Here is a 23,973-nt window from a genome sequence, read left to right as displayed (position 1 = left end):
CGTTTTGGCCGTACACGGTCCCCGGTTCCGACGAACCCAAGGGTGCATAACCACCCAGACCACCCCAACCGTTCGACGTCGACCCTTGGGTTCGCGGGAACTCCGGGCTTTCCTGGCACCAGGCTCCTGAAGCTGTCCCGAGCCGCAAAGTAGAAGGCTCCGCAACCGTGATGGGTTGCGGAGCCTTGTTGTCGCGTCGCCAGGGGCAGCTCGCGACACGGCTCGCTCGGTGTGCTCGGACTCGGCAGACGGGGCCGACGTCGTGCCGGTCGCCAACCGGGACGCCCTGCGGGCAACCGTCTCTGACCTGCGAGTGGTCGAGCTGGCCGGCAACCACTTCGGCGTGATGACCGACGCGAGCACCGCGGAGGCGGTCGCCGACCTGCTCACCTGACGCGATCGCCCGTGATCAGCGAACGACCTCCAGGGGACGGGAGCGGGCTATCCGACGACAGGCTACGCTACGGGGCCAGGGACTCAGGGTGGATCCGCTCGACCCGATCCCGCTTGGTGTACATGTCCCAGTAGTGCTCGGCGAGGTCGTCCGGGTCGACGACCGGGAACCCCCCAAGCAGCTCAGAGTTGGTCGCCGCCTCGCCCATCTCACTCTCGACCATCTCGCTGCGGGCGATGCCGGCCCCGATGGACAGTGTCCCAGCGTAGATACCAGTGTCGGCGAGCTCGCCGCTCAGGGAGTACAGGTAGTTGCGGGCGGCTGCCATCACCGGACCGACACCGCTGAGGTGGGGCATCGGCTGCACCGCCGTGTAGCCGGTGGTCATCAAGACGGCGCCGTCACCGCGATCGGTCATCTCCGGCAACACGGCACGGAACACCTCCACCGGGGTGAGCAGCAGCAGGCGCGAGAGCCCTTCCAGGGTGGCCGCGTCCAGTTGGGCGGCCGGGGTGAAGGACACCTCGCCGCCGATCGGCCCGTACTCGATCACATCGATCCGGCCGAATCGGTCGCGAATGGCCGCGATCAGTGCGGGCACCTCGGCGGGCTCGGACAGGTCGGCCGAGAAGGCAGCCGCCTCGATGCCTTCGCCGGCGAGCTTCTCGACGAGCGCGTCCAGACGGTCCTTGCGGCGCGCCACCAGGGCGACCCGGAAGCCTTCGCGCCCGAAGCGCTGGGCCACGGACACGCCGAGACCGGTACCAGCCCCGAGGACTGCGAGCACTTTGGACATGGGCTAATCCTCCAATTCCTACTTCTTGTGCGTAGCGCCATGATGGACCGGTATGGAAGCGTGTACAAAAGGCACATCCGTGTCCGCTTCGAAGGGAGATGTGCGCCGTGGACGCAGCCCAGCCGGCTCCCGCCCAGGTCCCGGGGCCCTGCGCGTACCTACCGGCCGAGCACGCGGACGTCATCAGGCAGGTCCTGGACCGCGTCGGCGACAAATGGACCATGCTCGTGGTCGTCACCTTGCGGGACGGTCCCCGGCGCTACACCGACCTGCAGCGCGAGATTCCCGGCATATCCCAGCGCATGCTCACCCTCACCCTGCGTCAGCTGCAGCAGGACGGGCTGGTGACGAGAACCGCCTATGCGGAAGTGCCGCCCCGCGTGGAGTACGCCCTCACCCCACTGAGTCGCAGCCTCCTCGAGATCATCACACCGCTGGTCAACTGGGCCTCCGAGCACCACGACGAGATCCGCGCGAACCAGGCCCGCGCCGCCGCACGGACCGTCGGGTCACGCGGTCAGTAGAACTCGACCGTGTTCACCACGTTGCGCAGTGGGTGGCGCACGGGCGAACTGCCAGAGATTTACTTCCGATATCAGGGAGGCTCAGTGTCGGTGCCGCCACCGGAGATCGCGCGCTGTCGCGCTCGCGCGTCGACCAGGTGCTCGCCGACTACCGGGCGGCGTTGGAGCGGGCGGATCTCTCCGACGATGCCCGCCGCGCGTATGCCTCGCGGGTGTCCGGGTTCCTGCACTGGCTGGCCGACACCGGCGAGACCGATGGCGATCCGCTCACCGACGCGCACTCCCGCGACTTCGCGGTCCGCGACTACCGCGCCCACCTCAAGACCGTGAAGCGGGCGAAGCCCAACACGATCAACGCGGCGCTCACGGCGCTGGATCACTTCTACGTGCACCATCTCGGCGTGGGCCGCCCTGTTGCCCGCCGTGAGCATCAGCCGACCACCGCGCCGGAAGCGCTCGACGAGGACGAGCAGCGCGGTTTCTGCGCGCGGTGCAGCGGCTCCCGGCAGCGCGCGACCGGGCCATTGCGCTGATGCTGCTGTACGCGGGGCTGCGCGCCGACGAGCTGGCCCAGCTCGACGTCGACGACGTGCCGATCTCTACCCGGCGGGGCAAGGTGATCGTTCGGGCCGGGAAGGGCCGCGACGGGGGCACCTACCGCGAGGTGCAACTGCACCGCGCGGCCCGCGAAGCCCTGCGTGGGTGGCTGGACGAACGATCGGACTGGCCAGGAGCGGACGACTCGGCGGCGTTGTGGCTCAACCGGCGCGGCGGTCAGCTCAGCGTGCGCAGCGTCAACAGCATCGTCCGGGAGATCGCCGTGACGGCCGGGCTTGTCCACGATGCTGGTGCCGACGCCGGGAAGGCACGGGTGCACCCGCATACGCTGCGGCACACTTTCGGCACCCAACTCCTGCGCAACGGCGTGGATGTGGTCACCGTCGCCGATCTGATGGGGCACGCCAAGCTCGATTCCACCCGCGTTTACACCCGATCCTCGGCCGCCGACCGCGCCCGCGCCATCGACACCGCGCTGGTCATCGACGAGTAGCGACCGGCAGTTCCAGGCGGGTGTCCATGTCCAGCCGGAACCGGCCGTAGAGGTTGATGTGCGACCAGAACAGCGGGCTCAGCCGCCAGTCCTCACCGACCAGCGTCCACGACCCCACCAGCTCATCCGGCTGCCATTCGCGCTGCATCCGCGAACGCTATCGATCAGCGATCAGGCCCTTGATCGGAGCACCCCGCTACCTTGCGGCTCGGGACAGCTTCAGGAGTCCAGGGGTTATTTCTTAGCTGCGCCACCCCGTTCACATGGCGTCCATCATCCCTGGGCGGAGTGGAACCGCCTCATGGTTCAGGACGTCTCGCCGGGAACGAGGGTGATGAACGACTCCGGTTGGATTCTTTGCCCGGTCTCGTCCTGGCCGGGCTCGAGCGCGGCGACGAGGAGGCGGACCAGCGCCGGCAGATCGACCGCGATGGTGGTGAGGCGCGGAGTCATGAGCTGCCCCACATCTGTGTTGTCAACTCCGACGACCGCCACCTGATCCGGTACAGACAGTCCGAACGACCTGGCGGCCGACAGTACGGCCGCCGCGACTTCGTCGTTGTAGCAGCAGACGCCCAGCGGACCCTCAGGCTTCTCCAACACTGGGCGCAGGGCCTCACGGGCTCCCTCCCGGTTCAGCGGCACACGGACCCTCGCTGGGTCCCGCGCTCCCAGGGAGGCGGCCTCCTCGGCCGCGCCCGTTGCCCGGTCGGGTCCGTAAAGGTCGAGGCGAGTGTCGGCGAGCAGCGCGTAGACGAGTCGTCGCTTCGGTTCACGCAACAGTTCACGTGCCTGGAGGCGCCCGATGGAAATCTCGATCCCGGCCGGGTCCTGGGACGAGTCGAGGGAGGGAATCACCCGGATTCCCGCTGCCTCGATCCGCTCAAGATCGGCTGCTGTGAACACGCGAAAATTGACGACGGTGGCGGGCCGCATGTCGAGGATCGCGGCGAGTGTCGAGGCAGGGTCGCTCCCCGCATAACGGACAAAGACGCTCATCCCGAACCTGGCGGACTCGCTGGCGATCTGCTCTACGGTGTCCTGAAGTTGCCTGCCGAACGTGATGTTCGGGACGGCGACGACGATGAGGTCGGTGACTCCCGTCTTGAGGGCGCGACCGGCTCGGGACGGACGGTAGTTGAGGCGCTCCGCTGCGGCGGTGACGCGGTTGCGGGTCTCCTCGTTGAATCGGTCGCCGTGGCCGTTAAGGACCTGGCTGACCGTGGAGCGGGACAGCCCTGCGAGGTCGGCCACGTCCCAGCTGGTCACCCGGCTGGAATTCTGCTTCCTCTGCGTCCTCACTCGCGGAGTTTCCCACACTCCAAGCGCCATTGACACGTAACAATGGCTTCACTACGTTTTAACACGTGTCAATGGCCGGCCGGTCTGCCGCTGACGAGATAAGGAGTCGCACGAACAGCGGGCGAGGGCGGTGGGGTTGACCAGCAACTCCGGCCGAGAACGCGGTGTCCGTCGCGGTGAAGCAGTCGCGGCGGGTCGAAGCGGGTACCGACCGGACGCCGAAGGCCGGCGACCGTGTCCGAATCGGTGAGCGTCTCGCCTACGGGCCTGCGCCGTGGGCGGCAATCACCATCGACGGCACCTCCCCGAGATGCGTCGCGATCGCCGACGTCCTCAACCGAATCCGATCCTCGTGGACGGCCACTCCCGTGCCCGACCAGCAACTCACCGCAAGGAGCAGCAGATGACCAGATCCTCGTTCAACACCGGATGGAAGGTGCGACCCAAGACGAGCCCGTTCGCCGTACTCCAAGGCGGTGGAGACGAGGGCACCTCCGTCACTCTGCCCCACGATGCGATCATCAATCTGCCCCGCAGTGCCGACGCGGCAGGGACCGGATACACGGGTTACTTCCCCGACGGTGCCTTCGAGTACGTCAAGACGATCGACGTCCCCGAGGAGTGGAGCGGCAAGCGGGTATCGGTCGAGTTCCAGGGCGTGTACCGGGACGCGATGGTCTACGTGAACGGGACCTTCGCCGGCCAACGGCCGAACGGCTACACACCGTTCCGGGTCGCACTCGACCCGTTCCTGCGCTACGGGGAGCCGAACACCATCCGCGTCGACGCCCGTGCCCACGACGACTCCCGCTGGTACTCCGGCGCGGGAATCCACCGGGACGTGGTGCTCGAGATCACCGACCTCGTGCACGTCACGTATCCCGGCGTGCGCATCACCACTCCCGACATCGACGAGGAGCGCGCTGTCGTCGCGGTCGTCACCCCGGTGACGAATGAGAGCACCGCCACGACCACGGTCCGCGTCCGCACCGAGCTGCACGGGCCCGATGGGGCAGTCGTCGCTCAGGACTCGGCCCCCGTGACCCTTCGGGCCGGCGGTTCCGCCGTGGTCCGCCAGCGTCTCTACGTGGCGGCACCCGAACTGTGGAGCGTCGACTCGCCGCATCTCTACACCGCTCAGACCGCTCTCGAGGCCTCCGGCCGCGTGCTGGACGAGACGACGACCAGCTTCGGCATCCGCTCGCTCCAGCTCGACCCGATCCACGGTCTGCGCATCAACGGGGAGACGGTCAAGCTGCGCGGCGCCTGCATCCACCACGACAACGGGCCGCTGGGCGCCGCCGCGATCGGCCGTGCCGAGGAGCGGCGCGTCGAGCTGCTCAAGGAGGCCGGGTTCAACGCGATCCGCAGCGCCCACAATCCGATCAGCCCGGCGATGCTCGACGCCTGCGATCGGCTCGGCATGCTGGTCATGGACGAGACCTCGGACGTCTGGACCGAAGGAAAGACCTCATTCGACTACGCCCTCGCCTTCCCGGAGTGGTGGGAGCGCGACCTCGAGGCACTCGTCGCGAAGGACTTCAACCACCCGAGCGTCATCTTCTACTCGATCGGCAACGAGATCTTCGAAACCGGAGACGCCCTCGGCTCGGAGTGGGGCCGCGCACTGGCCGAGAAGGTGCGGTCGCTCGACGACACCCGGCTCGTGACAAATGGCATCAACCCGTTCGTTTCCCTCCTCGGCGACGTCGTGAAGGAGATGCGTGCCCACGCCGCCGGCGCTGACGCCGACACGGAGGGCGGAGTGAACGCCTTGATGAACATGGCGGGGTTCATTGACCAACTGAGCACCACCCCGATGGCGTCCGAGCGAACTGAGGCGTCCTTCTCCGTGCTGGATGTGGCAGGCCTCAACTACAGCGACGCTCGCTACGAGCTCGACCGTGAGCAGTTCCCGAATCGAGTGATCGTGGGCACCGAGACCTACCCGCCACAGATCGCGAACAACTGGCGCCTCGTCCTCGACAACGCTCACGTGCTCGGCGACTTCACCTGGACGGGCTGGGACTACCTCGGCGAGGTCGGTATCGGCCGAACCCAGTACGCCGAGGAACCAGCGTTCTGGCCGCCGTACCCGTGGATCTCCGCCCGCGTCGGCGACCTTGACATCACCGGCCACCGGCGTCCGATCTCCTACTACCGCCAGATCGTGTTCGGGCTCCGTACCGACCCGTACATCGCCGTGCTGCCTCCCCAGAACTACGGCAGACCCGTCCTGCCCGGCAAGTGGGCATGGAGCGACTCCATCGCGAGCTGGAGCTGGGACGCCCAGAACGGCGCCCCGGTCACCGTCGAGGTGTACAGCGACGGTGACGAAGTCGAGCTGTTGCTCAACGGGCGTACGGTCGGACGCACGACGCCGGGGGGCTCCAAGCCATTCGTCGCCGAGTTCGACATCGCTTACGAGCCCGGAAAGCTGGAGGCGATCGCCTACCGCGACGGCGCCGAGTTGGGACGGACCTCGCTGCAGTCGGCAAAAGGACCGGTGCGACTGACCGTCACCCCGGACCGGACCGAAATCCGCGCCGACGACAGCGACCTGAGCTTCATCGCCATTGAGCTGCGCGACGGGAACGGGAACCTGGCGAGTGCGAGCGACGTGCTCGTCCGCGTCACCGTCGACGGGGCCGGCGTCCTGCACGCGCTCGGGAGTGCCCGTCCCGACACGGAGGAGCGCTTCGATTCCGGCGAACGCACCACCTTCGACGGCCGGGCCCTGGCCGTCGTCCGGCCGACGGGCGCCGGGCCCATCACCGTCTCGGTTTGCGCGGACGGCTTCGAGTCAGTGACCGCTTCGCTGAAGGCTGTCGCAATCACGGACGCGACGGTTCCCGTGCCCGCATGAGAGCCGTCCAGCGTACGTACGGAATGACAGTGTCATGTCCGGCATTCACAACGGAGGAGTTGTCGGAATGCAATCAACCAACCCGCGTAAACGCCGTTCGCAGCCTGTCCTGGCCCCCGAACCCGGGGCCGAGCCGTTAGCCCCACCCATCGAGCAGTCGGCGGACTCCGCTCAGATCTCGCCCCGCTATCAGCCCAAGACCCCGGCTTTCCGGCGCTACGTGAGCACATACGCACTCGCGTGCCTCGGCATCTCGCTGATGATTGGCGCGCTTTCGACCGTTCTGCTTCCCCTTCACGTCCAGTCGCTGGAGTTCGCCCGCATCTTTGGAGCGGATAGCGGAGTCGACCTCACTGCGCTCGCCAACCTGGGCAACGACGTGGCCGCTGGCACTGTTGTGCCCACCGCTGAGCAGCAGCACCAGCTTGGGCTGCTGGCCGAGTTCAACTCCTCCAAAGCCTCGAGTCTGTCTCTCGTGAACTCCGCCGGCGTCGTGCTGTTGATGATTTTGCAGCCGATCATCGGCACGCTCTCCGACCGTACTCGGTCGAGGTGGGGCCGCCGAGCGCCCTACGTCGCCAGCGGGGCGGTAGCAGGGGCCGCGTTGATCGCCCTGATGCCGGTCGCGCCCAGCATCGCGGTGCTTGTGATCGTCTGGTCGCTCATCCAGCTCGCTTCGGGTCTCGTCGGGGGGCCGCTCAGCGCAACCGTCGCAGACCGCGTCCCAGAGGAGCGGCTCGGCACCGTTTCGGCGGTGACTGGCCTCGTGGCCTACGCCGCGGCCATCGGCGGCGCCTACGTCGCCGGGATTCTGTTCAGTGTGATCGGGCTCGCGAGCTACTATGCGATCGCGATCGCGGTTGCCCTTCTCACGATCCCGTTCCTGCTGATCGCTCGCGACCGGTCCTCGCGCTCGATGCCACGCGAACCCATTCGAATCGGCACGATCTTCGCATCCTTCGTCGTGGCCCTCCGGGATCGTGACTATCGCTTGGCGTGGATCTCGAAGGTTCTGTTCTGGCTCGGAGTCGGCATCAGCAGCACCTACGGCATCTACATGTTGCAGAGTTACATCTCACCTGCCCTCAGCGCCGCGAAAGCTGCGCAGCTCGCTCCCCTGATGCTGGTTGCGGCACTCCCGGCGACGCTGTTGTCCATGGCCATCGCCGGTCGCTTCTCAGACCGGCTCCAAAGGCGCAAGCCGTTCGTCATCGCAGCGGCATTGATCCTGGCGGTCGGTCTGCTGGTGCCGTGGGTTTGGCCTACTCTTCCCGCGATGTTCATCCAGGCTGTAGTCGGCGGTCTGGGTCTCGGCGCCTTTTTCGTCGTCGACCAGGCGCTGTTCATCGACCTGCTTCCCGACGAGAATTCCTCCGCGCGCGATCTCGGCATGGCAGCCATGGCACAGAGCCTCGGTACGGCCGGGGGACCGATCATTGCCGGGGTCGTCGTGACGGTCGCCGGGGGTGCCTACGGACCGGTCTGGCCCGTCGGAGCGGTCGTCGTGATGTTCTCCGCATTGGCCATCCTGCCGATTCGACGCGCTCGCTGACGCTTCACCCTTCCCGCGCCTGGCCCGCCCAGAACGGGTGAAGTCCACGATCCCGGTCTTGAAACGCGCGGACCGCCTCCGGAAGGACCCTTGTGCCCTCTCTCAGAAGCAACTCGCGAACAAGAACCTTCACTGACCAAGGAGATTCGACAACAACAGCACCTGCTGCCCCGCCGCGATCCTGGACCACACCGGGGCGCCCGTCGCCGCGATCTCGGTCGCCGTCCTGAGCGACCGGATGCGTGGAGGCACTCAACGACCGCGACGAGCGCTGGTACAGCGGCCTCGGCATTTACCTCGACATCCACCTGCGCGTCGGCGGCCCGGCGAACGTCGCGCCGAACGGCGTCCGCGTCCCCGGTACGTACAGCAGGGAAGCGCCATGTCAGGCATTCACACAAAGGAGTTGTCTTGATGCAATCATCCAATCCGCGCAGACAGCGGCGCCCGAAGCGGAGCCTCGCCTGGCTGGGACAGGTCGCCCGCACGAATGGCGCCTTCCTAGCCGGCTTGCTCAGCCGGTGAGCCTTCAGCGATGGGCCGCGGTCGGCACCGGGATGATCTCGCGGAGTCTGGTGCCGGACTTGATGTCGTGCGACGGGGCCGAGGTCGTCGCGGTGCACAGCCGGGACGGGGAGAAGGCATCCCGCTTCGCCGAGGAGTTCGGCATCTCCGTGGCAACGGACGATTTCGCGCGGATCCTGTTGGACGACTCGATCGATGCGGTCTATCTCGCGACGCCTATTGCGACGCACTTCGAGATGACCTGTGACGCGCTGCGGGCAGGCAAACACGTGCTCGTCGAGAAGCCCATTGCCACGAGCGCCACCGAAGCGGCGGAGCTGTTCGACATCGCTGCCTCAGAACGACGGTTCCTCATGGAAGCCATGTGGATGAAGTTCAATCCGGCTTTCCGAAGGCTGCAGGAGGAAATCGCCGAGGGGACGATCGGGGAGCCTAGGAATCTGCGAGCGGGCTTCTCCATCCCGTGGCCGGCAGAGGGCGGCAGCCGGTGGCAGCCACCGGGCGGGGGAGCGCTGCTCGACCAGGGGATCTACCCGGTGACCCTCGCGCACAGCATCTTCGGTGACCCTGAGCTCATTGTGGCGCGAGGGAGCGTCCGACCCGATGGAGTGGACCTCTCGGAACAGGTGACGCTCGAGTTCAGCGATGAGCGTTTCGCGCACTTCACGACCGGGATGGTGGAGTTCACCGACTGCTCGGCGGCAGTCGCCGGCAGGAAAGGATGGATCACCCTCCCTTCCCCGTTCTGGGCGACGACGGACCTCGACATCCATGCCGGAAGCATCGGGGCGATCTTCGGGAACCCGAACCGGGTCGCGATCCAGCAGGAGGGAAACGGATACGTCCCGATGCTTCGGGAGGTGGTCGACGCGATCAACCGTGGCCTGCTCGAGCACCCGCGACATCCCGCCGCCGACACCCTGGCCGTGTTCCGCACCATCGACGCCATATTCGAGCAGCTCAGAGGCTGAGTGCCTGACGCCTCACAAGGACCCTCGTGCCCTCTGAGAAGCAACTCACGAACAAGAACATTCACCCAAGAAGGAGAACAACGTGCTGAAATCGCCATTGGAGCGCGCCGACGAGCTGCTTGCGCAGATGACGCTCGCCGAGAAGGTGGGACAAGTCACGTCGATCTTCCCTCACTCGCTGATGGGCATCAACGGCTTGGATACCGCCGCTGCTGAGCGGCACCTGGCTAACGGGATCGGCCACATCGCCAGCACCGCCACGGGGTCTGACCCGCAGCAGATCACGGGCACTGTGAATGAGATCCAACGTTATCTCGTCGAGCAGACCAGGCTCGGCATTCCGGCCATCATGCATTCCGAAGCGCTGAACGGATTCGTAGCGGCCGGTTACACCTCGTTTCCCACCGCTATCGGCCTGGCTGCGACCTGGGACCCCGAGCGCGTAGAGGCCATGGCCGAGATCATCCGTCGGCAGATGCGATCGGTCGGGGTGCTGCAGGCACTGTCGCCGGTCCTCGACGTCGCCCGCGACGCCCGTTGGGGGCGAGTGCATGAAACCTACGGCGAGGACGTCTACCTCGTCAGCGCGTTCAGCGTCGCCTTCGTGCGTGGCCTTCAGGGCGACGACCTCACCAGTGGCGTCCTCGCGACAGGAAAGCACTTCCTCGGATACGCGCTCACTGAGGCAGGGCAGAACATGGCAGCAGCGCACCTGGGTCCCCGCGAGCTGTACGACGTGTACGCGACCCCGTTCGAGGCGGCGATCAAGGTAGCTGGTCTCGGCAGCGTGATGAACTCCTATTGCGAGATCGACGGTGTCCCCGTGGGAGCGAGCCGAGCGGTACTCACCGACCTCCTCCGCGGTCGAATGGGGTTCACCGGCAGCGTGGTCTCCGATTACAGCACCGTCGAGTGGTTGCACACCCGGCAGGGCGTCGCATCCTCCCTCGCTGAGGCGGGCGAGCTTGCCCTCGCCGCCGGCCTCGACGTCGAGCTGCCCGGCGCCGCCGGGTACAAGACCCTCGAGGATTCCATCCGCGAAGGGCGCCTCGAGGAAGCCGTCCTCGACGATGCGGTGCGCCGCGTGCTCGTCGACAAGTTCAAGCTGGGGTTGTTCGAGAACCCGTACGCCAGTACCGATCCCATCACGTTGAGCGCCACTCAAAGCGAGGGGGCGGCTCTCTCCCGGAAGCTGGCCGATGAGTCGGTGACGCTGCTGAAGAACGACGGACAACTGCCCCTGCCGAAGGCGGGGCGCATCGCTGTGATCGGCCCGCACGCCGACTCCGCCATGGTCAACTTCGCGGCGTACACCTACCCGGCCATGATCGACATGATCAAGGGCCTCTTCACCGGTGAGTCCCGCATGGCCGGTCTCGAGATGTTGCAGACCTCGTCGCCTGAAGAAGCTGAGGTGGGCGCCGCGCAGTCGGCAGAGCTCATGAAGATCAACAGCGAGGACGTCGCCCGGCACGTGTACGGCACGCACACGCTCGTCGAAGCAATTCGAGCAGCAGCGCCAAGCGCCACCGTCGAGTCGGTCGAGGGTGTCGGCATCCACCCGGACGACCCGCAAAACCTAGATGCGGCAGTCGCTCTGGCGCAGGAAGCGGACGTGGTCATCCTGGCTGTCGGCGGCAAAGCCGGCTGGTTCGGGGCGCGTATCACGGAGGGCGAGGGAACGGACGCGGCACGGGTCGAGCTGTCGGATCACCAGGTCGCGCTGGTCGACGCTGTGAGTGCCACGGGGACACCGCTCGTTGCAGTCCTCTACCAGGGACGACCACTTGCACTGACCGAAGTGGAGCCGAAGCTCGACGCCATCGTGACGGGCTACTACCCGGGACCGCACGGCAGCGACGCCCTCGCCGCCGTGTTGTTCGGTGACACGAACCCCTCCGGCAAGCTCCCATACAGCATGCCCAGAGCCACCGGGCAAGTACCGCTGTACGTCTCGCAGAAACGCGGAAGTGGATATCGACGCAGCGCGGACGATATCTTCCGCGGATACATCGACCTGGACGCCACTCCACTGTTTCCGTTCGGTCACGGCCTCTCCTATACGGCTTTCGAGTACGGCGAGCTGCAACTGGCGGCCGATGAGGTGCCCGCCGAGGGGGGCACCATCGAGGCGGCCGTCGAGCTCCGCAACATCGGAGACCGCGACGGAACCGAGGTCGTCCAGCTGTACGCCGCCCAGAACGCCACCGGTGTGACCCGGCCTGCTCAGCAGCTGATCGGATTCGCGCGGGTCGCACTCGCGGCGGGTGCGAGCGCGACAGTTCACTTCACGGTTCCGACCAGCCAACTCGGATACAGCGGTGTCGACGGTCGCTTCATCCTCGAGCCGGGCGCCGTGGCCCTCGCGGCCGGGGGAAGCTCCGACGAGACACCCGCGCGGGGCACCGTCAGACTCACCGGCAAGGTGGCCGAACTCGAAGGCCGCCGCACCTACCTCAGCACGGCAGAGGTGTTGGTGCATCAGCCGTCAGCGGCTCGCGCTAGCCAGACCTGAGGAACTCATGTCCTACACGCACCCCGGTTCCCTCGCGGGCAAGGTCGTCATCGTCACCGGAAGTGGTCGCGGCGTTGGTCGCGGAATCGCCCGCACCCTCGCACGCAACGGTGCCCGGCTCCTGCTCACCGACATCCTCGCCGACGCCGTCGCCGGCGTCCGTGAGGGAGCTGATCGCGTCACCTACACGATCGACCTCACCGGCATGCAGACATTCACGGACTATCACGATCTGCTCGCGGCGATGGCCAGAGGCGAGGTCGCGGTGAACACAGCCACGACCTCGACACGGACTGGCACAGCACGCCCAACCCCGAAGACTTCAGCCTTGAGATGCGATGACGACCTACGGCTTACCCCGTGGATCGGTGACCGACCCGGATATGCGCGACATGGAAGTCCCTTTAACCGAGGCCGCGCGCGTCCCGACACCCATACGCCAGCACTGTAACGGCCTCCCACATGGCAAGAACGATCCGAGAATGCTGAGGAGCGATCATGACCGACATCGACCGGCACACTTCTGATGAACTGGCGCCCGTAAGGCGCAGTCACCCCCCAGTTCCGCGCAGCGTCAGCGAGCAAGCGCAGAGAATGCTGTCTGTACCTGCCGCAGAGGAGGCGTCACCGTACCCCGAACTCAAGGACACGGCAGCGTGGGCGGCGCACGTGGAGATGTTGGACACGGTAGTCCGGCCTTTCTGCGAGGCAGCGCTACCAGCGGCGGAGAGCTTCGAAGTCAGAGCCCAAGAGATCAACGGCGTCGCGAACTTCGTGATCCACCCCGCTCACCTTCCCCAAGCCAACGACACGCCGCTCTTCATCGAGATCCACGGCGGCGCGCTCTACCTGGGAGGCGGAGAGCTGGCGTGGATGGCAGGGGCGGCTCACGCCGTCGGCCGGAACGGGATCACATGGGCGCCCGACTATCGCATGCCGCCGCTGCATCCGTTCCCGGCTGCGCTCGATGACCTGATGGCCGTCTACCGGGCGGCGATCGAGGCCGTCGGTCCCCATCGCGTTGTTGTCAGTGGCGGCTCCGCCGGCGGAAACCTCGCGGCTGCGCTCCTGGTCCGGGCAAAGGATGAAGGACTCCCCATGCCGGCCGCCCTCGTGCTGCTCACGCCCGAAGTGGATCTCACCGAGTCTGGCGACAGTTTCGTCACCAACAACGGGATCGACAATGTGCTGGGCTCGCTCAAGACGGTCAATCTTCTGTATGCCGCAGGGGAAGATCTCACCCACCCCTACCTATCTCCCTTGTTCGCCGATCTGAGCGGTTTCCCGCCCACCTTCCTGCAGAGCGGCACTCGAGACCTGTTCCTCTCCAACACCGTGCGAATGCACCGAAAACTGCTGCACGCAGGTGTAACAGCGGAGCTTCACGTGTTCGAGGCCATGCCGCACGGCGGATTCGGTGGAGCCACCCCAGAGGACGACGAACTTCGTGCGGCTGCCCGCCGATTTGAGTCCGTCCAGCTCGCGCGAGCGGCCTCTGAGACGAACTGAGCGGCGAAAGCGCATCTCTCCGCGCACGAGCCTCTGGTGGCCGCAACAGCCAGACGGAGACCGGGGTCCTGGCGGAGCAGATGGGACGCAAGGCAGGACAACAGTCACGGAAGGTTGGCCCAAGGTTGGGCGCGAATCGGAAGGACCGGATGCAATGAGTGATGAACTGCGCTTCGATGGACGGGTTGCCCTAGTGACCGGGGCGGGAATCGGCATCGGTGCGGCGCACGCGCGATACCTCGCCGGCCGTGGCGCAGCGGTGGTGATCAATGAGCTTCCGTCCAACCTGCACCGCGCGGAGGCGATACGCGACGACATCCGCGCGGACGGCGGCGTGGCGATCGCCGTCGGAGGCAGAATCGGCGACGACGATGATGCGCGAGCCCTCGTCGCGACGACGGTCGAGGAGTTCGGGCGAATCGACATCGTGATCCATAACGCGGGCGTTCCCGCCGGCCGTGTCATGGATGGGTCCGAGCTCATCCCCTACGCTCCCGCGGCGGGGCTGGACCTCTATTTCGACATCAACGTCCGCGGCTCGCTGCAGCTGAATCGAGCGGCGTGGCCCCACATGGTCGAGCAGAAGTACGGCCGCATCCTGTTCACCTCATCAGCCGTCGGAACGGGCTTCTGGTACGGCCCGACCGGTTACGAACTTGATTACGCGGTCTCGAAGCTCGCCGTCTTCGCCGCTGCTCGACAGGTCGCAGCGGCCGGCGCAGAGCACGGAATCATCGCCAACACCCTCATGCCGTGGGCGTTCAGCGAGACGGTGGCCGCAAGCGGGGGCGGCGCGGAGACGGATCTCATCACCTTCATGAGGAACGCGCTGCAGCCGGAGAAGGTCGCCGTCGCAATCGCGCCCCTGCTCCACGAGGATGCGCCGACGAGCGGCGAAGCATTCACCGTCGGCGGCGGACGAATCGCTCGCGTCTTCCTCGCCGGCACCCGCGGGTACTTCAACCCGGACCTGACCAGCGAGGACGTCCTGGCGAACTGGGACCAGATCATGGGGTCCACCGACGCCTCAGGAGCACTGATGGACGTCTTCGAACAGAGCCAGCCCCGCGAGGAGCGGCTCTTCTTCCAGGCTCTCGAACTCGGACACATCCCCGACCTGAAGTGGATCGCCGAGCAGCCGGTGAAAGAGCCCACACGGTCGGCCGCCCGCTGAGCACTCCTCGAACAACTCCGAAAGGAACCCATGCCGTATACACACTTTGAGTCCCTCGCCGGCAAGGTCGTCATCGTCACAGGGAGCGGCCGCGGCATCGGCCGTGGAATCGCCCGCACCCTCGCGCGCAACGGTGCTCGGCTGCTGCTCACCGACATCCTCGCCGACGCCGTCGCCGACGCCCGAGACGAGCTGACCTCTCACGGCACCGAGGTGCAGAGCGTCGCCGCCGACCTGCGAGACTCCGATGCGGCTGACACCATCGTCGGCGCCGCCGTCGAGCACTTCGGCGGCGTGGACGGCCTCGTCAACAACGCCATGGCGATCAAGCCGCCCTCGCCCTTCGCCTCGCAGACGGCTGACGACTTCGACCTGGCCTCCACCACCGGGCCTCGTGCCACGTTCCTCCTCATGAAGGCCGCGTACCCGCACCTTGTCGCCGCAGGCGGTGGCTCGATCGTCAATTTCGGGTCCGGAGCAGGCACCGCAGGCGAGGCCGGCTTCGCCGCCTATGGCGCGGCGAAGGAATCGATCCGAGGCCTGTCCCGAGTTGCGGCACTGGAGTGGGGGCCCGACAACATCCGCGTGAACGTTGTCCTGCCCTTCGCCAACTCAGAGGGAGCACTGCAGTGGGAGAGCGTTGCTCCCGAAGGGTTCCGAGCAGCCATGGATGCCGTGCCACTCAAGCGGATCGGTGATACCGAAAAAGATGTCGGAGCACTGGTCTCCTTCCTGCTGAGCGATGACTCGACCTACCTGACCGCGCAGTCCATCTTCGTCGCCGGCGGCTCCGGTGTGTACCGGTGAGCTGGGGAAGTGCAGACGAGCATCTTGTCGACCGAGTCCGCTCTCGCCTGACAGCGATCGACTCGAGTACACGGAGGATCAATCAATGACGGATCAATCAATGACGATCACGCTCATGGCCGGTTTGAGCAGCGACGATCTCAGAAGCGTCGCGACGATCACGATCTGACGGGCGGCCCTGCACAGACGTGGCGCGGCGGTCATGAGCCGCCGCGCCACGGCAGGTGGCCGTCAGTAGGTGGCGCGGCCGCCGCTGATGTCGTAGACGGCGCCGGTGGAGAAGCTGACCTTGTCGGAGGCGAGCCAGGCGATGAGCTCGGCGACTTCCTCCGCCTTCCCGACGCGGCGCATGGGGATGAGGCTGGTGATGTGGGCCAGAGCCTCGGGCCCGGTGTCGGCGTTCATGGGAGTCTCGATCACGGCGGGGGTGATGACGTTGACCAGCACGCCGCTGGTGGCCAGTTCCTTGCCGAGAGACTTGGTGAGCGCGATGACGGCGGCCTTGGAGGCGGAGTACGGCGCCATGTTCGGGTTGCCGTCTTTCCCGGCCATGCTGGCGAGGTTGACGATGCGCCCCCAGCCGCGTTCGCGCATGCCGGGCACGAACGCGCGGCAGGTGTGGAAGGTGCCGCCCACGTTGACGTCGAAGGTGCGCCGCCAACCGTCGAGCGGGATCTCCCAGAGCGGGGCGTTGGGGCCGACGATCCCGGCGGAGTTGATGAGGATGTCGATCGGGCCCGCCTGTTCGGCGGCGGCCTGGACGGCGGCGGCGTCGGTGACGTCCACGACCAGGTCGGCACCGTCGGCGACATCGAGGGTGATCACGTGGACGCCGTCGGCTTCCAGGCGGATGGCGGCGGCCTTGCCCAGGCCGCTGACGCCGCCGGTGATGAGGGCGGTACGAGCGGAGGTCATGGGGGTCCTTTCAGTGGGATTCGCGCGGCACGTGGTCGCCGCTGGAACCGACGAGGAAGTCGAGGTCGGCGCCGGTGTTGGCCTGCTGGACGGTCTCGACGTAGAGGCGCTGCCAGCCGCGGTCCGGGCGGGCGAACGCTTCGACCATCGCCGGGGACGGCCGGCGGGCGGCGAGTTCTTCGGCGGACAGGTCGACGTCGAGGCGGCGGTTCTCGACGTCCAGAATGACCATGTCGCCGGTGCGCACCAGCCCAAGGGGCCCGCCGGCGGCGGCTTCGGGGGCGACGTGCAGGACGACGGTGCCGTAGGCGGTGCCGCTCATGCGGCCGTCGCAGATGCGGACCATGTCGCGCACGCCCTGGGCGAGCAGCTTGGGCGGCAGCGGCATGTTGGACACTTCGGGCATGCCGGGGTAGCCCTTGGGGCCGCAGCCGCGCAGGACCAGCACCGAATCGGGGGTGACGTCGAGGTCGTCGAGGCGGGCGTGCAGGTCCTCGACGGAGTCGAACACGACGGCGGGCCCGTGGTGCTGGAGCAGGTGCGGCGAGGCGGCGGCGGGTTTGATGACGGCGCCGTCGGGGGCGAGGTTGCCGTAGAGGACGGCGATGCCGGCGTCGTCCTGGAGTGGCTGGTGCCGGGGCCGGATGACCTCGCGGTCGTGGACCTTCGCGCCGTGGAGGTGGTCGAGCAGGGGGCGGCCGGTGACGGTGATCGCGGCCGGGTCGAGTAGGTCGCCGATCTCGTTGAGGACGGCGTGCAGGCCGCCGGCCCGGTAGAGGTCGTCCATCAGGTGGCGGCCGGCGGGCTGCAGGTCCACCAGCAGGGGGACGCGGGAGCCGGTGCGGTCGAAGTCGTCCTGGGTCAGCTCGACGCCGAGCCGGCCGGCGATGGCGAGCAGGTGGATGACGGCGTTGGTTGAGCCGCCGAGCGCGGCCAGGGCGATGATGGCGTTGAGGAACGAGCCGCGCGTCATGACCTGCGAGGGGCGGCGTCCGACGGCGGTCATCTCGACGATCAGGCGGCCGGTCTCGTGGGCGCCTTCGAGCAGGCGGCTGTCGGGAGCCGGGGTGCCGGCCAGGCCGGGCAGGGTCATGCCGAGCACTTCGGCCAGCAGGCCCATGGTGGAGGCGGTGCCCATCGTGTTGCAGTGGCCCTTGCTGCGGATCATCGACGATTCCGAGCGCAGGAAGTCGGCCCCGCTGAGCGTGCCGGCGCGGACTTCCTCGCTGAGCTTCCACACGTCGGTCCCGCAGCCCAGCGCGGCGCCGCGGAAGGTGCCGGTGAGCATCGGCCCACCCGGAACGACGACCGCGGGCAGATCGACCGAGGCGGCGGCCATGAGCAGGGCGGGAATGGTCTTGTCGCAGCCGCCCAGCAGCACCACGCCGTCGATCGGGTTGGCCCGCAGCATCTCCTCGATGGCCATCGCGGCCATGTTGCGCCAGAGCATCGCGGTGGGGCGGACGTTCGTCTCGCCCAGAGAGACCACCGGCAGGTTCAGCGGGACGCCACCCGTCTCCCACACACCGCGCTTGACATGCTCGGCGACCTCGTTCAGGTGCATGTTGCAGGGAGTGAGGTCGGAGGCGGTGTTGGCGATCGCGATGTGCGGCCGGCCGTCGAAGGCGTCGGACGGCAGCCCGCGCCGCATCCACGCGCGATGGATGTAGGCGTTGCGGTCGCTTCCGGCGTACCACAGGGCGCTCCTCGCCACGAGGTACCACTCCTTCCGATAAATGGAATATCGATCCGATTCATGAAACTTAGAGGGAAGCGTAGTCCATGCCTCGCCGCTCAGGAAGACATCTCGGCAGGAACTTCCGTTTTTCGGAACGGTGGTCTAACCTTCGGAACATGTCCGAACTGATCGACGAGCCCAGGCTCGTCGGGTCCGACCGCGTGCTGGCGGTGCTGGCCGAACTTGCCCGCCATCCCGACGGCATCGGGCTGGAGGAGATGACCCGCGCGGTCGCCAGCCCGAAACCGACCGTGCACCGGGCGCTGGCCGCGCTGCGCCGCGCCGGTTTCGCCGCGCAGCACGGCCACGGCCGCTACGTGCTGGGCGATGAGTTCCTGCGGATGGCCTTCGCCCATCACGAGGCCCGGCCCGATCATGTGCGGGTGATGCCGGTGCTGCAGGCATTGTGCGACCGGTACGGCGAGACGGTGCACTACGCGGTACTGGACGGCGACGCGGTGGTCTACCGCTCCAAGCTGGACCCGGCCGCCGGCGCGGTCCGGCTCACCTCGGTCGTCGGCGGGCGCAACCCCGCGCATTGCACGGCCGTCGGCAAGCTCCTGCTGGCTCACCACCTGCCGGACGAGGACGCGGTCCGCGGGTGGGTGGGCGACCAGGTACTGGAGCGCCGCACCGAGCGCTCCATCACCACCGTCGAGGGCCTGCACGCCGAGCTGGAGCGCGTCCGCGAGCAGGGCTACGCGACCGAGGATCAGGAGAGCGAACAGGGCGTCAACTGCCTGGCGGTGGCGGCGTACCTGAACTCTCCCACGACGCCCAGCGGCGCCATCAGCGTCAGCGGCCTGGCCTACCGGACCCCGTTGCAGACGCTCATCGACGACGTGGCCGCCATCCAAGCCATCGTCACGGGAGAGGAACCCACGTGAAGTTCACCGCGACCCCGGCCTCGGCCGACGTATACGCCCTGGGCGAGGGCCCGGTCTGGGATGCCGCCAGGCAGCGTCTGCTGTGGGTGGACATCGTCGCGGGGACCGTGCATGAGGGGAGGCTCGACAACGGCATGGTGATCGCCACCGCATGCCATGCCTTCGACTCCACGGTGGGCGCGGTCGCCGCCTCGGCGGACGGCGACCTGATCGTCGCCGAGCGGGCCACCCTCACCCGCCTCGGCGCCGACGGGAGCCGCACGGAGGTGGCTCAGGTGCTTGAGCCTGGTGTGCGCAGCAGACTGAACGACGGCGCCGTAGATCCGGCCGGCCGGTTCCTGGTCGGCAGCCTGGCCCAGGACGACCGCGAGGGGCAGGAAGTGCTGGCCCGTCTGGACGAGACCGGGATCACCTTCCTCGACACCGACCTGGTGCTGTCCAACGGCCTGGCCTGGGTCGCCGACCGGCTCTACAGCGTGGACACCATGCCCGGCACGGTGTGGGTACGCGACTACGACGCGGACACCGGCAAGGCCGGGCCCCGGCGCGAGGCGTTCACCGTCACCGAGGGTCTGCCCGACGGGATGTGCGCCGACGCCGACGGCAACCTGTGGATCGCCAACTGGGGCCTGGGCCGCGTCGAATGCCGCACCCCCACCGGGGAACTGCTGGCCATCGTCGGGACCGGCGCCCCGCACACCTCCAGCGCCGCCTTCGCCGGCCCCGACCTCGACGTCCTCGTCATCACCACCGCCGCCCACGAGCTGGACGAGCCCGGCCCAGACGACGGCCGCCTGTACACGGCCGAGGTCGCCGTCCGCGGCCTGCCCACGCCCTACTGGAACCCCTTCTGAGAGAGACACCCTTGTACCTCATGCGCATCGGCGCGCCCGGCGCCGAGAAGCCCGTCGTCCGCGTCGACGAGACCCACTACATCGACGTCTCCGACCTCACCCCCGACTTCGACGAGAAGTTCTTCGCGGCCGGAGGCGTACGACTGCTGGCCGACCGGGTCGCCCGCGGCGACGTGCGCGAGTTCGCCGGTGAACGCATCGGCGCGCCGATCGCCCGGCCGCACCAGATCCTGTGCATCGGCCTCAACTACAGCGACCACGCCGCCGAGACCGGCCAGGCCGTCCCGGCCGAGCCGATCCTGTTCACCAAGTCGCCCAACACGCTCGTCGGCCCCTACGACGACGTGCGCATCCCGCGCGGCGCCACCAAGACCGACTGGGAGGTGGAGCTGGGCATCGTCATCGGACGCCGCACCTCCTACCTGGACTCGGTGGCGGAGGCGAAGGGCGCCATCGCCGGGTACTGCGTGGTCAACGACGTCAGCGAGCGCGCCTTCCAGATGGAGCGCGGCGGCCAGTGGAGCAAGGGCAAGTCCGCCGAGACGTTCAACCCGGCCGGCCCCTGGCTGGTCACGCCTGACGAGATCGGCGACGTGACGAACCTCGGCATGTGGCTGGACGTCAACGGCGTGCGCCGCCAGACCGGCACCACCAAAACGATGATCTTCGACCCGTACGTCATCGTGCACCACCTGAGCCAGTTCATGGTCCTGGAGCCCGGCGACCTCATCAACACCGGCACCCCGCCCGGCGTCGGCATGGGTCACGACCCGCAGATCTGGCTCCAGCCCGGCGACGTCATGGAACTCGGCATCGACGGCCTGGGCACCCAGCGCCAGCACGTCGTCGGACCCCGGTAGATGCGTGCCCTGGTCCTGACCGGCCCCGAAAAAGCCGAGGTCTGCGAGGTCGAGCCGCCCGTCGCCGCGCCGGGCGAAGTGGTCGTGGACATCGAGCGGGCCGGCGTGTGCGGCACGGACGTCGAGCTGTTCACCGGCGAGATGAGCTACCTGAACACCGGCCGTTCCCGGTACCCGCTGCGTCCGGGCCACGAGTGGTGCGGGCGCGTCAGCGCGGTGGGCGAGGGCGTGGACCCTTCCTGGCTCGGGCGGCGAGTCACTGGCGACACCATGCTCGCCTGCGGTCGCTGCGACCGCTGCCGGTCCGGCCGCCATCACGTCTGCGCCGATTCGGCGGAGATCGGCATCAGCCGGGGCCGCCCGGGTGCGCTGGCCGAGCAACTCGCGGTGCCCGCCACGGCCCTGCACCACCTGCCGGACACCGTGGATCCCACGCTCGGCGCGCTCGTCGAACCAGGGGGCAATGCCCTGCGGGCCGTCCGCGCTGCGGGGCTGGCGGCCAGTGATCGGCTTCTGGTCCTGGGCACCGGCACGATCGGCCTGCTCACGGCGCTGTTCGCGCGCGCCGGCGGAGCCGAGGTTCACCTGATGGGGCGCGACGACGACGGCCTGCGTCTGGCCGGGAGCCTGGGCTTCACCCATGCCTGGACCCGGAGGTCACTGCCTTCCCTGCCTTGGGATGCCATCATCGACGCGTCCAACGCACCCCAGCTGCCCGCCCTCGCCCTCGACCTCGTCGAACCCGGCCGACGGGTTGTCTACATCGGCCTGGCCGGCACCCCGTCCACGATCGACACCCGCGACCTGGCGCTCAAGGACGTCACTGCGGTCGGCATCCTCGGCGGCTCGGCCGGCCTGGCCGGAGCCATCGCCGCCTACGCCCAAGCCTCGGTGGACGCCCGCCCCCTCGTGGCCGCGACAGTCGGCCTCGCCGAGACCGCCGACGTCCTGGCCGGAGGCCGGCCGACCGGCGCCGGGCCGGGCCCTAAGATCCACATCGACCCGCGCCGATAAGAGAGTACGAACGTGATCGATAGGGCGGACCCCGCTGTCCTGGCCGCGGTGGAAGCCGCCGTTCCGGGAATCACCCGAGCGCGCGTGAGCGACCGGCTCGGCATGGCCCACGACGCCTCGCACTACCTGCTCACCCCGCAGGCCGTCTTGGTCCCCGAGAGCGCCGAGCAGGTCGCCGCCGGATCAAGGTCCGCGTGCGCAGCGCCATGTCGGCTCAAGCTCAGATGGAGGGTCGCTTTCTGGGAGGTCGGCCACCCTACGGCTACCGGCTGGCCGACGCCGGTCCCCACCCCAACCCCGCCAAGGCGGCGGACGGCAAGCGCGCTCACCGGCTGGAGCTCGATCCAGCCGCCGCGCCTGTCGTGGAAGAGATCTTCGCCGCGTTCCTGGACGGCTACGGCCTGTTCGCCATCGCCGAGAGGCTGACCCGCAATGGAATCCCCAGCCCATCGGCTCACGACCCGGCCAGAAACCGTCACCGCTCCGGCATCGCCTGGTCCAAGAGCGCGGTGCGCGCCATCTTGACCAACCCTCGTTACACCGGCCATCAGGTGTGGAATCGCCAGCGGAAGGACGAGGTCCTCATCGATGTGGACGACGTCGGCTTGGGTCACACCACGAAACTCAGGTGGAACTCCAAGCAGGACTGGGTCTGGTCGGAGACAGTCGTTCACCCGCCGATCGTGTCCACAGATGACTTCGACGCCGTTCAGATGACGCTAACGGGACGAGAGGACCGCCACACCGACAAGACCCGCAAGCGCACCCCCAAGCCGTACCAGCTCCGGGGGCTGCTGTACTGCGGCGTCTGCGATCGCAGAATGCAGGGCCAGTGGGTGAACGACGCGGCCTACTACCGTTGCCGCTTCCCCGAGGAGTACGCCCTGGCGAATCACGTCATGCATCCCCGCAATGTCTATCTACGAGAGGACCGTGTCGTCCCGCGACTGGACCGCTGGCTCGGCCGGCTGTTCGCGCCCCATAACCTCGACCGGACTCTCGACGTTCTGACGGCGGCACAGGACCTGGTCCCGCCGGAGGCTCAAGCGTCCGCAGCGGCGCGCCGCCAGATCGCCGAGTGTGATCGAAAGCTCGCCCAGCATCGGGCCGCCCTTGAGGCGGGCGCCGACCCGGCGCTAGTCGCCGGGTGGATTCAGGAAGAGCTCGATCGCAAGACCGCGGCCGAGCAACGTCTCCACCGCGCGCACGTCCTGCCTCAGAAACGGCTGGGACGAGATCAGCTGGCAGAGATCACGCATAGGCTTGGTGACATGGTGCGAGTCCTCACCAATGCCGACCCGCTCCGGAAGGCCAAGATCTACGCGGACATCGGACTGCGGCTGATCTACCACCCGTCAAAACAGAAAGTCCTGGTCACATCTACTCGTGACCAGGACCCCATAGGCGACCGGTTTGTGTCCGAGGGGGGACTTGAACCCCCATGCCCATCACTGGGCACTAGCACCTCAAGCTAGCGCGTCTGCCTATTCCGCCACCCGGACTTTGGTGCCTGCACGCGAGACCGTCATCCCGCGTCGGCTCAGTAAGGTTAGCAAACTCTGCGGAGTGCGTCATACCAAGAATCCGTCCGCTCTTCGAAGAGGCCTCAGAAGGCGCGGATGGCGAAGCCGAGAGCTCCCAGTGACAGAGTTCCATCCTGTTTTCCCAGGTAGTAGGGGATGGCCTGGCGCGGTCGGATGTGGTCTCCGCTGGTGAGTG

The 23,973-nt window shown here is 67.6% G+C and carries 21 protein-coding genes, 1 tRNA gene and 1 pseudogene; 17 read left to right on the top strand and 6 right to left on the bottom strand.

Annotation, left to right across the window (positions count from 1 at the left end):
• The first annotated feature begins 229 nt into the window (after positions 1-229).
• The gene (locus ACTMTI_RS54940) at positions 230-394 is read left to right on the top strand and encodes a hypothetical protein (protein WP_441129065.1); all 165 of its coding nucleotides are present in this window, start codon (positions 230-232) and stop codon (positions 392-394) included.
• 67 nt (positions 395-461) lie between these two features.
• Here ACTMTI_RS54940 and ACTMTI_RS54935 read toward each other — a convergent pair whose 3' ends face one another.
• Complete coding sequence (locus ACTMTI_RS54935; RefSeq protein WP_441129064.1) at positions 462-1,190, bottom strand: SDR family NAD(P)-dependent oxidoreductase; 729 nt, start codon at positions 1,188-1,190, stop codon at positions 462-464.
• 107 nt (positions 1,191-1,297) lie between these two features.
• Here ACTMTI_RS54935 and ACTMTI_RS54930 point away from each other — a divergent pair, with 107 nt between their 5' ends.
• From ACTMTI_RS54930 to ACTMTI_RS54920, 3 genes are all read left to right on the top strand, one after another.
• Positions 1,298-1,714 carry a winged helix-turn-helix transcriptional regulator gene (locus tag ACTMTI_RS54930; protein ID WP_441129063.1) on the top strand — a complete coding sequence of 139 codons (417 nt, stop codon included), beginning with the start codon at positions 1,298-1,300 and terminating at the stop codon, positions 1,712-1,714.
• A 137-nt stretch (positions 1,715-1,851) separates the two neighbouring features.
• A complete protein-coding gene (locus tag ACTMTI_RS54925) occupies positions 1,852-2,247 on the top strand; it encodes a phage integrase N-terminal SAM-like domain-containing protein (protein WP_441129062.1) in 396 nt (131 codons plus the stop codon).
• Positions 2,247-2,765, top strand: coding sequence for a tyrosine-type recombinase/integrase (locus ACTMTI_RS54920; RefSeq protein ID WP_441129061.1), 519 nt, complete (start codon positions 2,247-2,249; stop codon positions 2,763-2,765). The genes ACTMTI_RS54925 and ACTMTI_RS54920 overlap by 1 nt, the downstream gene beginning before the upstream one ends.
• Here ACTMTI_RS54920 and ACTMTI_RS54915 read toward each other — a convergent pair.
• Positions 2,752-2,913, bottom strand: a complete 162-nt coding sequence (locus tag ACTMTI_RS54915; protein ID WP_441129060.1) for a hypothetical protein — start codon at positions 2,911-2,913, stop codon at positions 2,752-2,754. The two genes, ACTMTI_RS54920 and ACTMTI_RS54915, sit on opposite strands and share 14 nt — an antisense overlap.
• A 158-nt stretch (positions 2,914-3,071) precedes the next feature.
• Positions 3,072-4,067: a LacI family DNA-binding transcriptional regulator gene (locus ACTMTI_RS54910; RefSeq protein WP_441129059.1), complete on the bottom strand. Its 996-nt coding sequence runs from the start codon at positions 4,065-4,067 to the stop codon at positions 3,072-3,074.
• A 403-nt stretch (positions 4,068-4,470) separates the two neighbouring features.
• On the opposite strand from ACTMTI_RS54910, the gene ACTMTI_RS54905 reads away from it, so the two are divergent.
• The 8 genes from ACTMTI_RS54905 (at position 4,471) to ACTMTI_RS54870 (ending at position 15,986) form a co-directional block, all read left to right on the top strand.
• Positions 4,471-6,933, top strand: coding sequence for a glycoside hydrolase family 2 TIM barrel-domain containing protein (locus tag ACTMTI_RS54905; protein ID WP_441129058.1), 2,463 nt, complete (start codon positions 4,471-4,473; stop codon positions 6,931-6,933).
• A gap of 67 nt (positions 6,934-7,000) precedes the next feature.
• A complete protein-coding gene (locus ACTMTI_RS54900) occupies positions 7,001-8,485 on the top strand; it encodes an MFS transporter (protein ID WP_441129057.1) in 1,485 nt (494 codons plus the stop codon).
• 242 nt (positions 8,486-8,727) lie between these two features.
• Positions 8,728-9,981 (top strand): Gfo/Idh/MocA family protein, encoded by a 1,254-nt coding sequence (locus ACTMTI_RS54895; protein WP_441129056.1) that lies wholly within the window; start codon positions 8,728-8,730, stop codon positions 9,979-9,981.
• Between the two features lie 82 nt (positions 9,982-10,063).
• A complete protein-coding gene (locus ACTMTI_RS54890) occupies positions 10,064-12,496 on the top strand; it encodes a glycoside hydrolase family 3 N-terminal domain-containing protein (protein WP_441129055.1) in 2,433 nt (810 codons plus the stop codon).
• 7 nt (positions 12,497-12,503) lie between these two features.
• Positions 12,504-12,947 (top strand): SDR family NAD(P)-dependent oxidoreductase, encoded by a 444-nt coding sequence (locus tag ACTMTI_RS54885; protein ID WP_441129054.1) that lies wholly within the window; start codon positions 12,504-12,506, stop codon positions 12,945-12,947.
• 47 nt (positions 12,948-12,994) lie between these two features.
• Complete coding sequence (locus tag ACTMTI_RS54880; RefSeq protein WP_441129053.1) at positions 12,995-14,005, top strand: alpha/beta hydrolase; 1,011 nt, start codon at positions 12,995-12,997, stop codon at positions 14,003-14,005.
• Complete coding sequence (locus ACTMTI_RS54875; RefSeq protein WP_441129052.1) at positions 13,944-15,179, top strand: SDR family NAD(P)-dependent oxidoreductase; 1,236 nt, start codon at positions 13,944-13,946, stop codon at positions 15,177-15,179. The genes ACTMTI_RS54880 and ACTMTI_RS54875 overlap by 62 nt, the downstream gene beginning before the upstream one ends.
• A gap of 30 nt (positions 15,180-15,209) precedes the next feature.
• Complete coding sequence (locus ACTMTI_RS54870; protein WP_441129051.1) at positions 15,210-15,986, top strand: SDR family NAD(P)-dependent oxidoreductase; 777 nt, start codon at positions 15,210-15,212, stop codon at positions 15,984-15,986.
• Between the two features lie 231 nt (positions 15,987-16,217).
• Here the strand turns inward: ACTMTI_RS54870 and ACTMTI_RS54865 are convergent, their stop codons facing one another.
• Positions 16,218-16,901: an SDR family oxidoreductase gene (locus ACTMTI_RS54865; protein WP_441129050.1), complete on the bottom strand. Its 684-nt coding sequence runs from the start codon at positions 16,899-16,901 to the stop codon at positions 16,218-16,220.
• A gap of 10 nt (positions 16,902-16,911) precedes the next feature.
• Positions 16,912-18,615, bottom strand: a complete 1,704-nt coding sequence (locus ACTMTI_RS54860; protein WP_441129049.1) for an IlvD/Edd family dehydratase — start codon at positions 18,613-18,615, stop codon at positions 16,912-16,914.
• 140 nt (positions 18,616-18,755) lie between these two features.
• Between ACTMTI_RS54860 and ACTMTI_RS54855 the strand changes: the two genes are divergently transcribed.
• The 5 genes and pseudogenes from ACTMTI_RS54855 to ACTMTI_RS54835 all read left to right on the top strand — a co-directional run.
• Positions 18,756-19,526: an IclR family transcriptional regulator gene (locus tag ACTMTI_RS54855; protein ID WP_441129048.1), complete on the top strand. Its 771-nt coding sequence runs from the start codon at positions 18,756-18,758 to the stop codon at positions 19,524-19,526.
• A complete protein-coding gene (locus tag ACTMTI_RS54850) occupies positions 19,523-20,380 on the top strand; it encodes an SMP-30/gluconolactonase/LRE family protein (RefSeq protein ID WP_441129047.1) in 858 nt (285 codons plus the stop codon). The genes ACTMTI_RS54855 and ACTMTI_RS54850 overlap by 4 nt, the downstream gene beginning before the upstream one ends.
• A gap of 11 nt (positions 20,381-20,391) precedes the next feature.
• A complete protein-coding gene (locus ACTMTI_RS54845; protein WP_441129046.1) occupies positions 20,392-21,240 on the top strand; it encodes a fumarylacetoacetate hydrolase family protein in 849 nt (282 codons plus the stop codon).
• Positions 21,241-22,254 (top strand): zinc-dependent alcohol dehydrogenase, encoded by a 1,014-nt coding sequence (locus ACTMTI_RS54840; protein WP_441129045.1) that lies wholly within the window; start codon positions 21,241-21,243, stop codon positions 22,252-22,254.
• Between the two features lie 206 nt (positions 22,255-22,460).
• Positions 22,461-23,129 (top strand): annotated as a pseudogene (locus tag ACTMTI_RS54835) (recombinase family protein); the annotation flags it as partial.
• 541 nt (positions 23,130-23,670) lie between these two features.
• Here ACTMTI_RS54835 and ACTMTI_RS54830 read toward each other — a convergent pair.
• A tRNA-Leu gene (locus ACTMTI_RS54830) sits at positions 23,671-23,756 on the bottom strand.
• Positions 23,757-23,973: the final 217 nt, after the last annotated feature.

The organism is Nonomuraea sp. H19 (assembly GCF_052068215.1).
GTDB lineage: Bacteria > Actinomycetota > Actinomycetes > Streptosporangiales > Streptosporangiaceae > Nonomuraea.
Note: the sequence above shows the minus strand (reverse complement) of the source record. Positions and strands in the feature narration are given on the sequence as shown.

Coding starts and splice junctions, on each gene's coding strand:
- ACTMTI_RS54935 (WP_441129064.1), bottom strand. CDS start 1,190: ATGTCCAAAGTGCTCGCAGTCCTCGGGGCTGGTACCGGTCTCGGCGTG.
- ACTMTI_RS54920 (WP_441129061.1), top strand. CDS start 2,247: ATGCTGCTGTACGCGGGGCTGCGCGCCGACGAGCTGGCCCAGCTCGAC.
- ACTMTI_RS54915 (WP_441129060.1), bottom strand. CDS start 2,913: ATGCAGCGCGAATGGCAGCCGGATGAGCTGGTGGGGTCGTGGACGCTG.
- ACTMTI_RS54905 (WP_441129058.1), top strand. CDS start 4,471: ATGACCAGATCCTCGTTCAACACCGGATGGAAGGTGCGACCCAAGACG.
- ACTMTI_RS54900 (WP_441129057.1), top strand. CDS start 7,001: ATGCAATCAACCAACCCGCGTAAACGCCGTTCGCAGCCTGTCCTGGCC.
- ACTMTI_RS54885 (WP_441129054.1), top strand. CDS start 12,504: ATGTCCTACACGCACCCCGGTTCCCTCGCGGGCAAGGTCGTCATCGTC.
- ACTMTI_RS54880 (WP_441129053.1), top strand. CDS start 12,995: ATGACCGACATCGACCGGCACACTTCTGATGAACTGGCGCCCGTAAGG.
- ACTMTI_RS54870 (WP_441129051.1), top strand. CDS start 15,210: ATGCCGTATACACACTTTGAGTCCCTCGCCGGCAAGGTCGTCATCGTC.
- ACTMTI_RS54865 (WP_441129050.1), bottom strand. CDS start 16,901: ATGACCTCCGCTCGTACCGCCCTCATCACCGGCGGCGTCAGCGGCCTG.
- ACTMTI_RS54855 (WP_441129048.1), top strand. CDS start 18,756: ATGTCCGAACTGATCGACGAGCCCAGGCTCGTCGGGTCCGACCGCGTG.
- ACTMTI_RS54840 (WP_441129045.1), top strand. CDS start 21,241: ATGCGTGCCCTGGTCCTGACCGGCCCCGAAAAAGCCGAGGTCTGCGAG.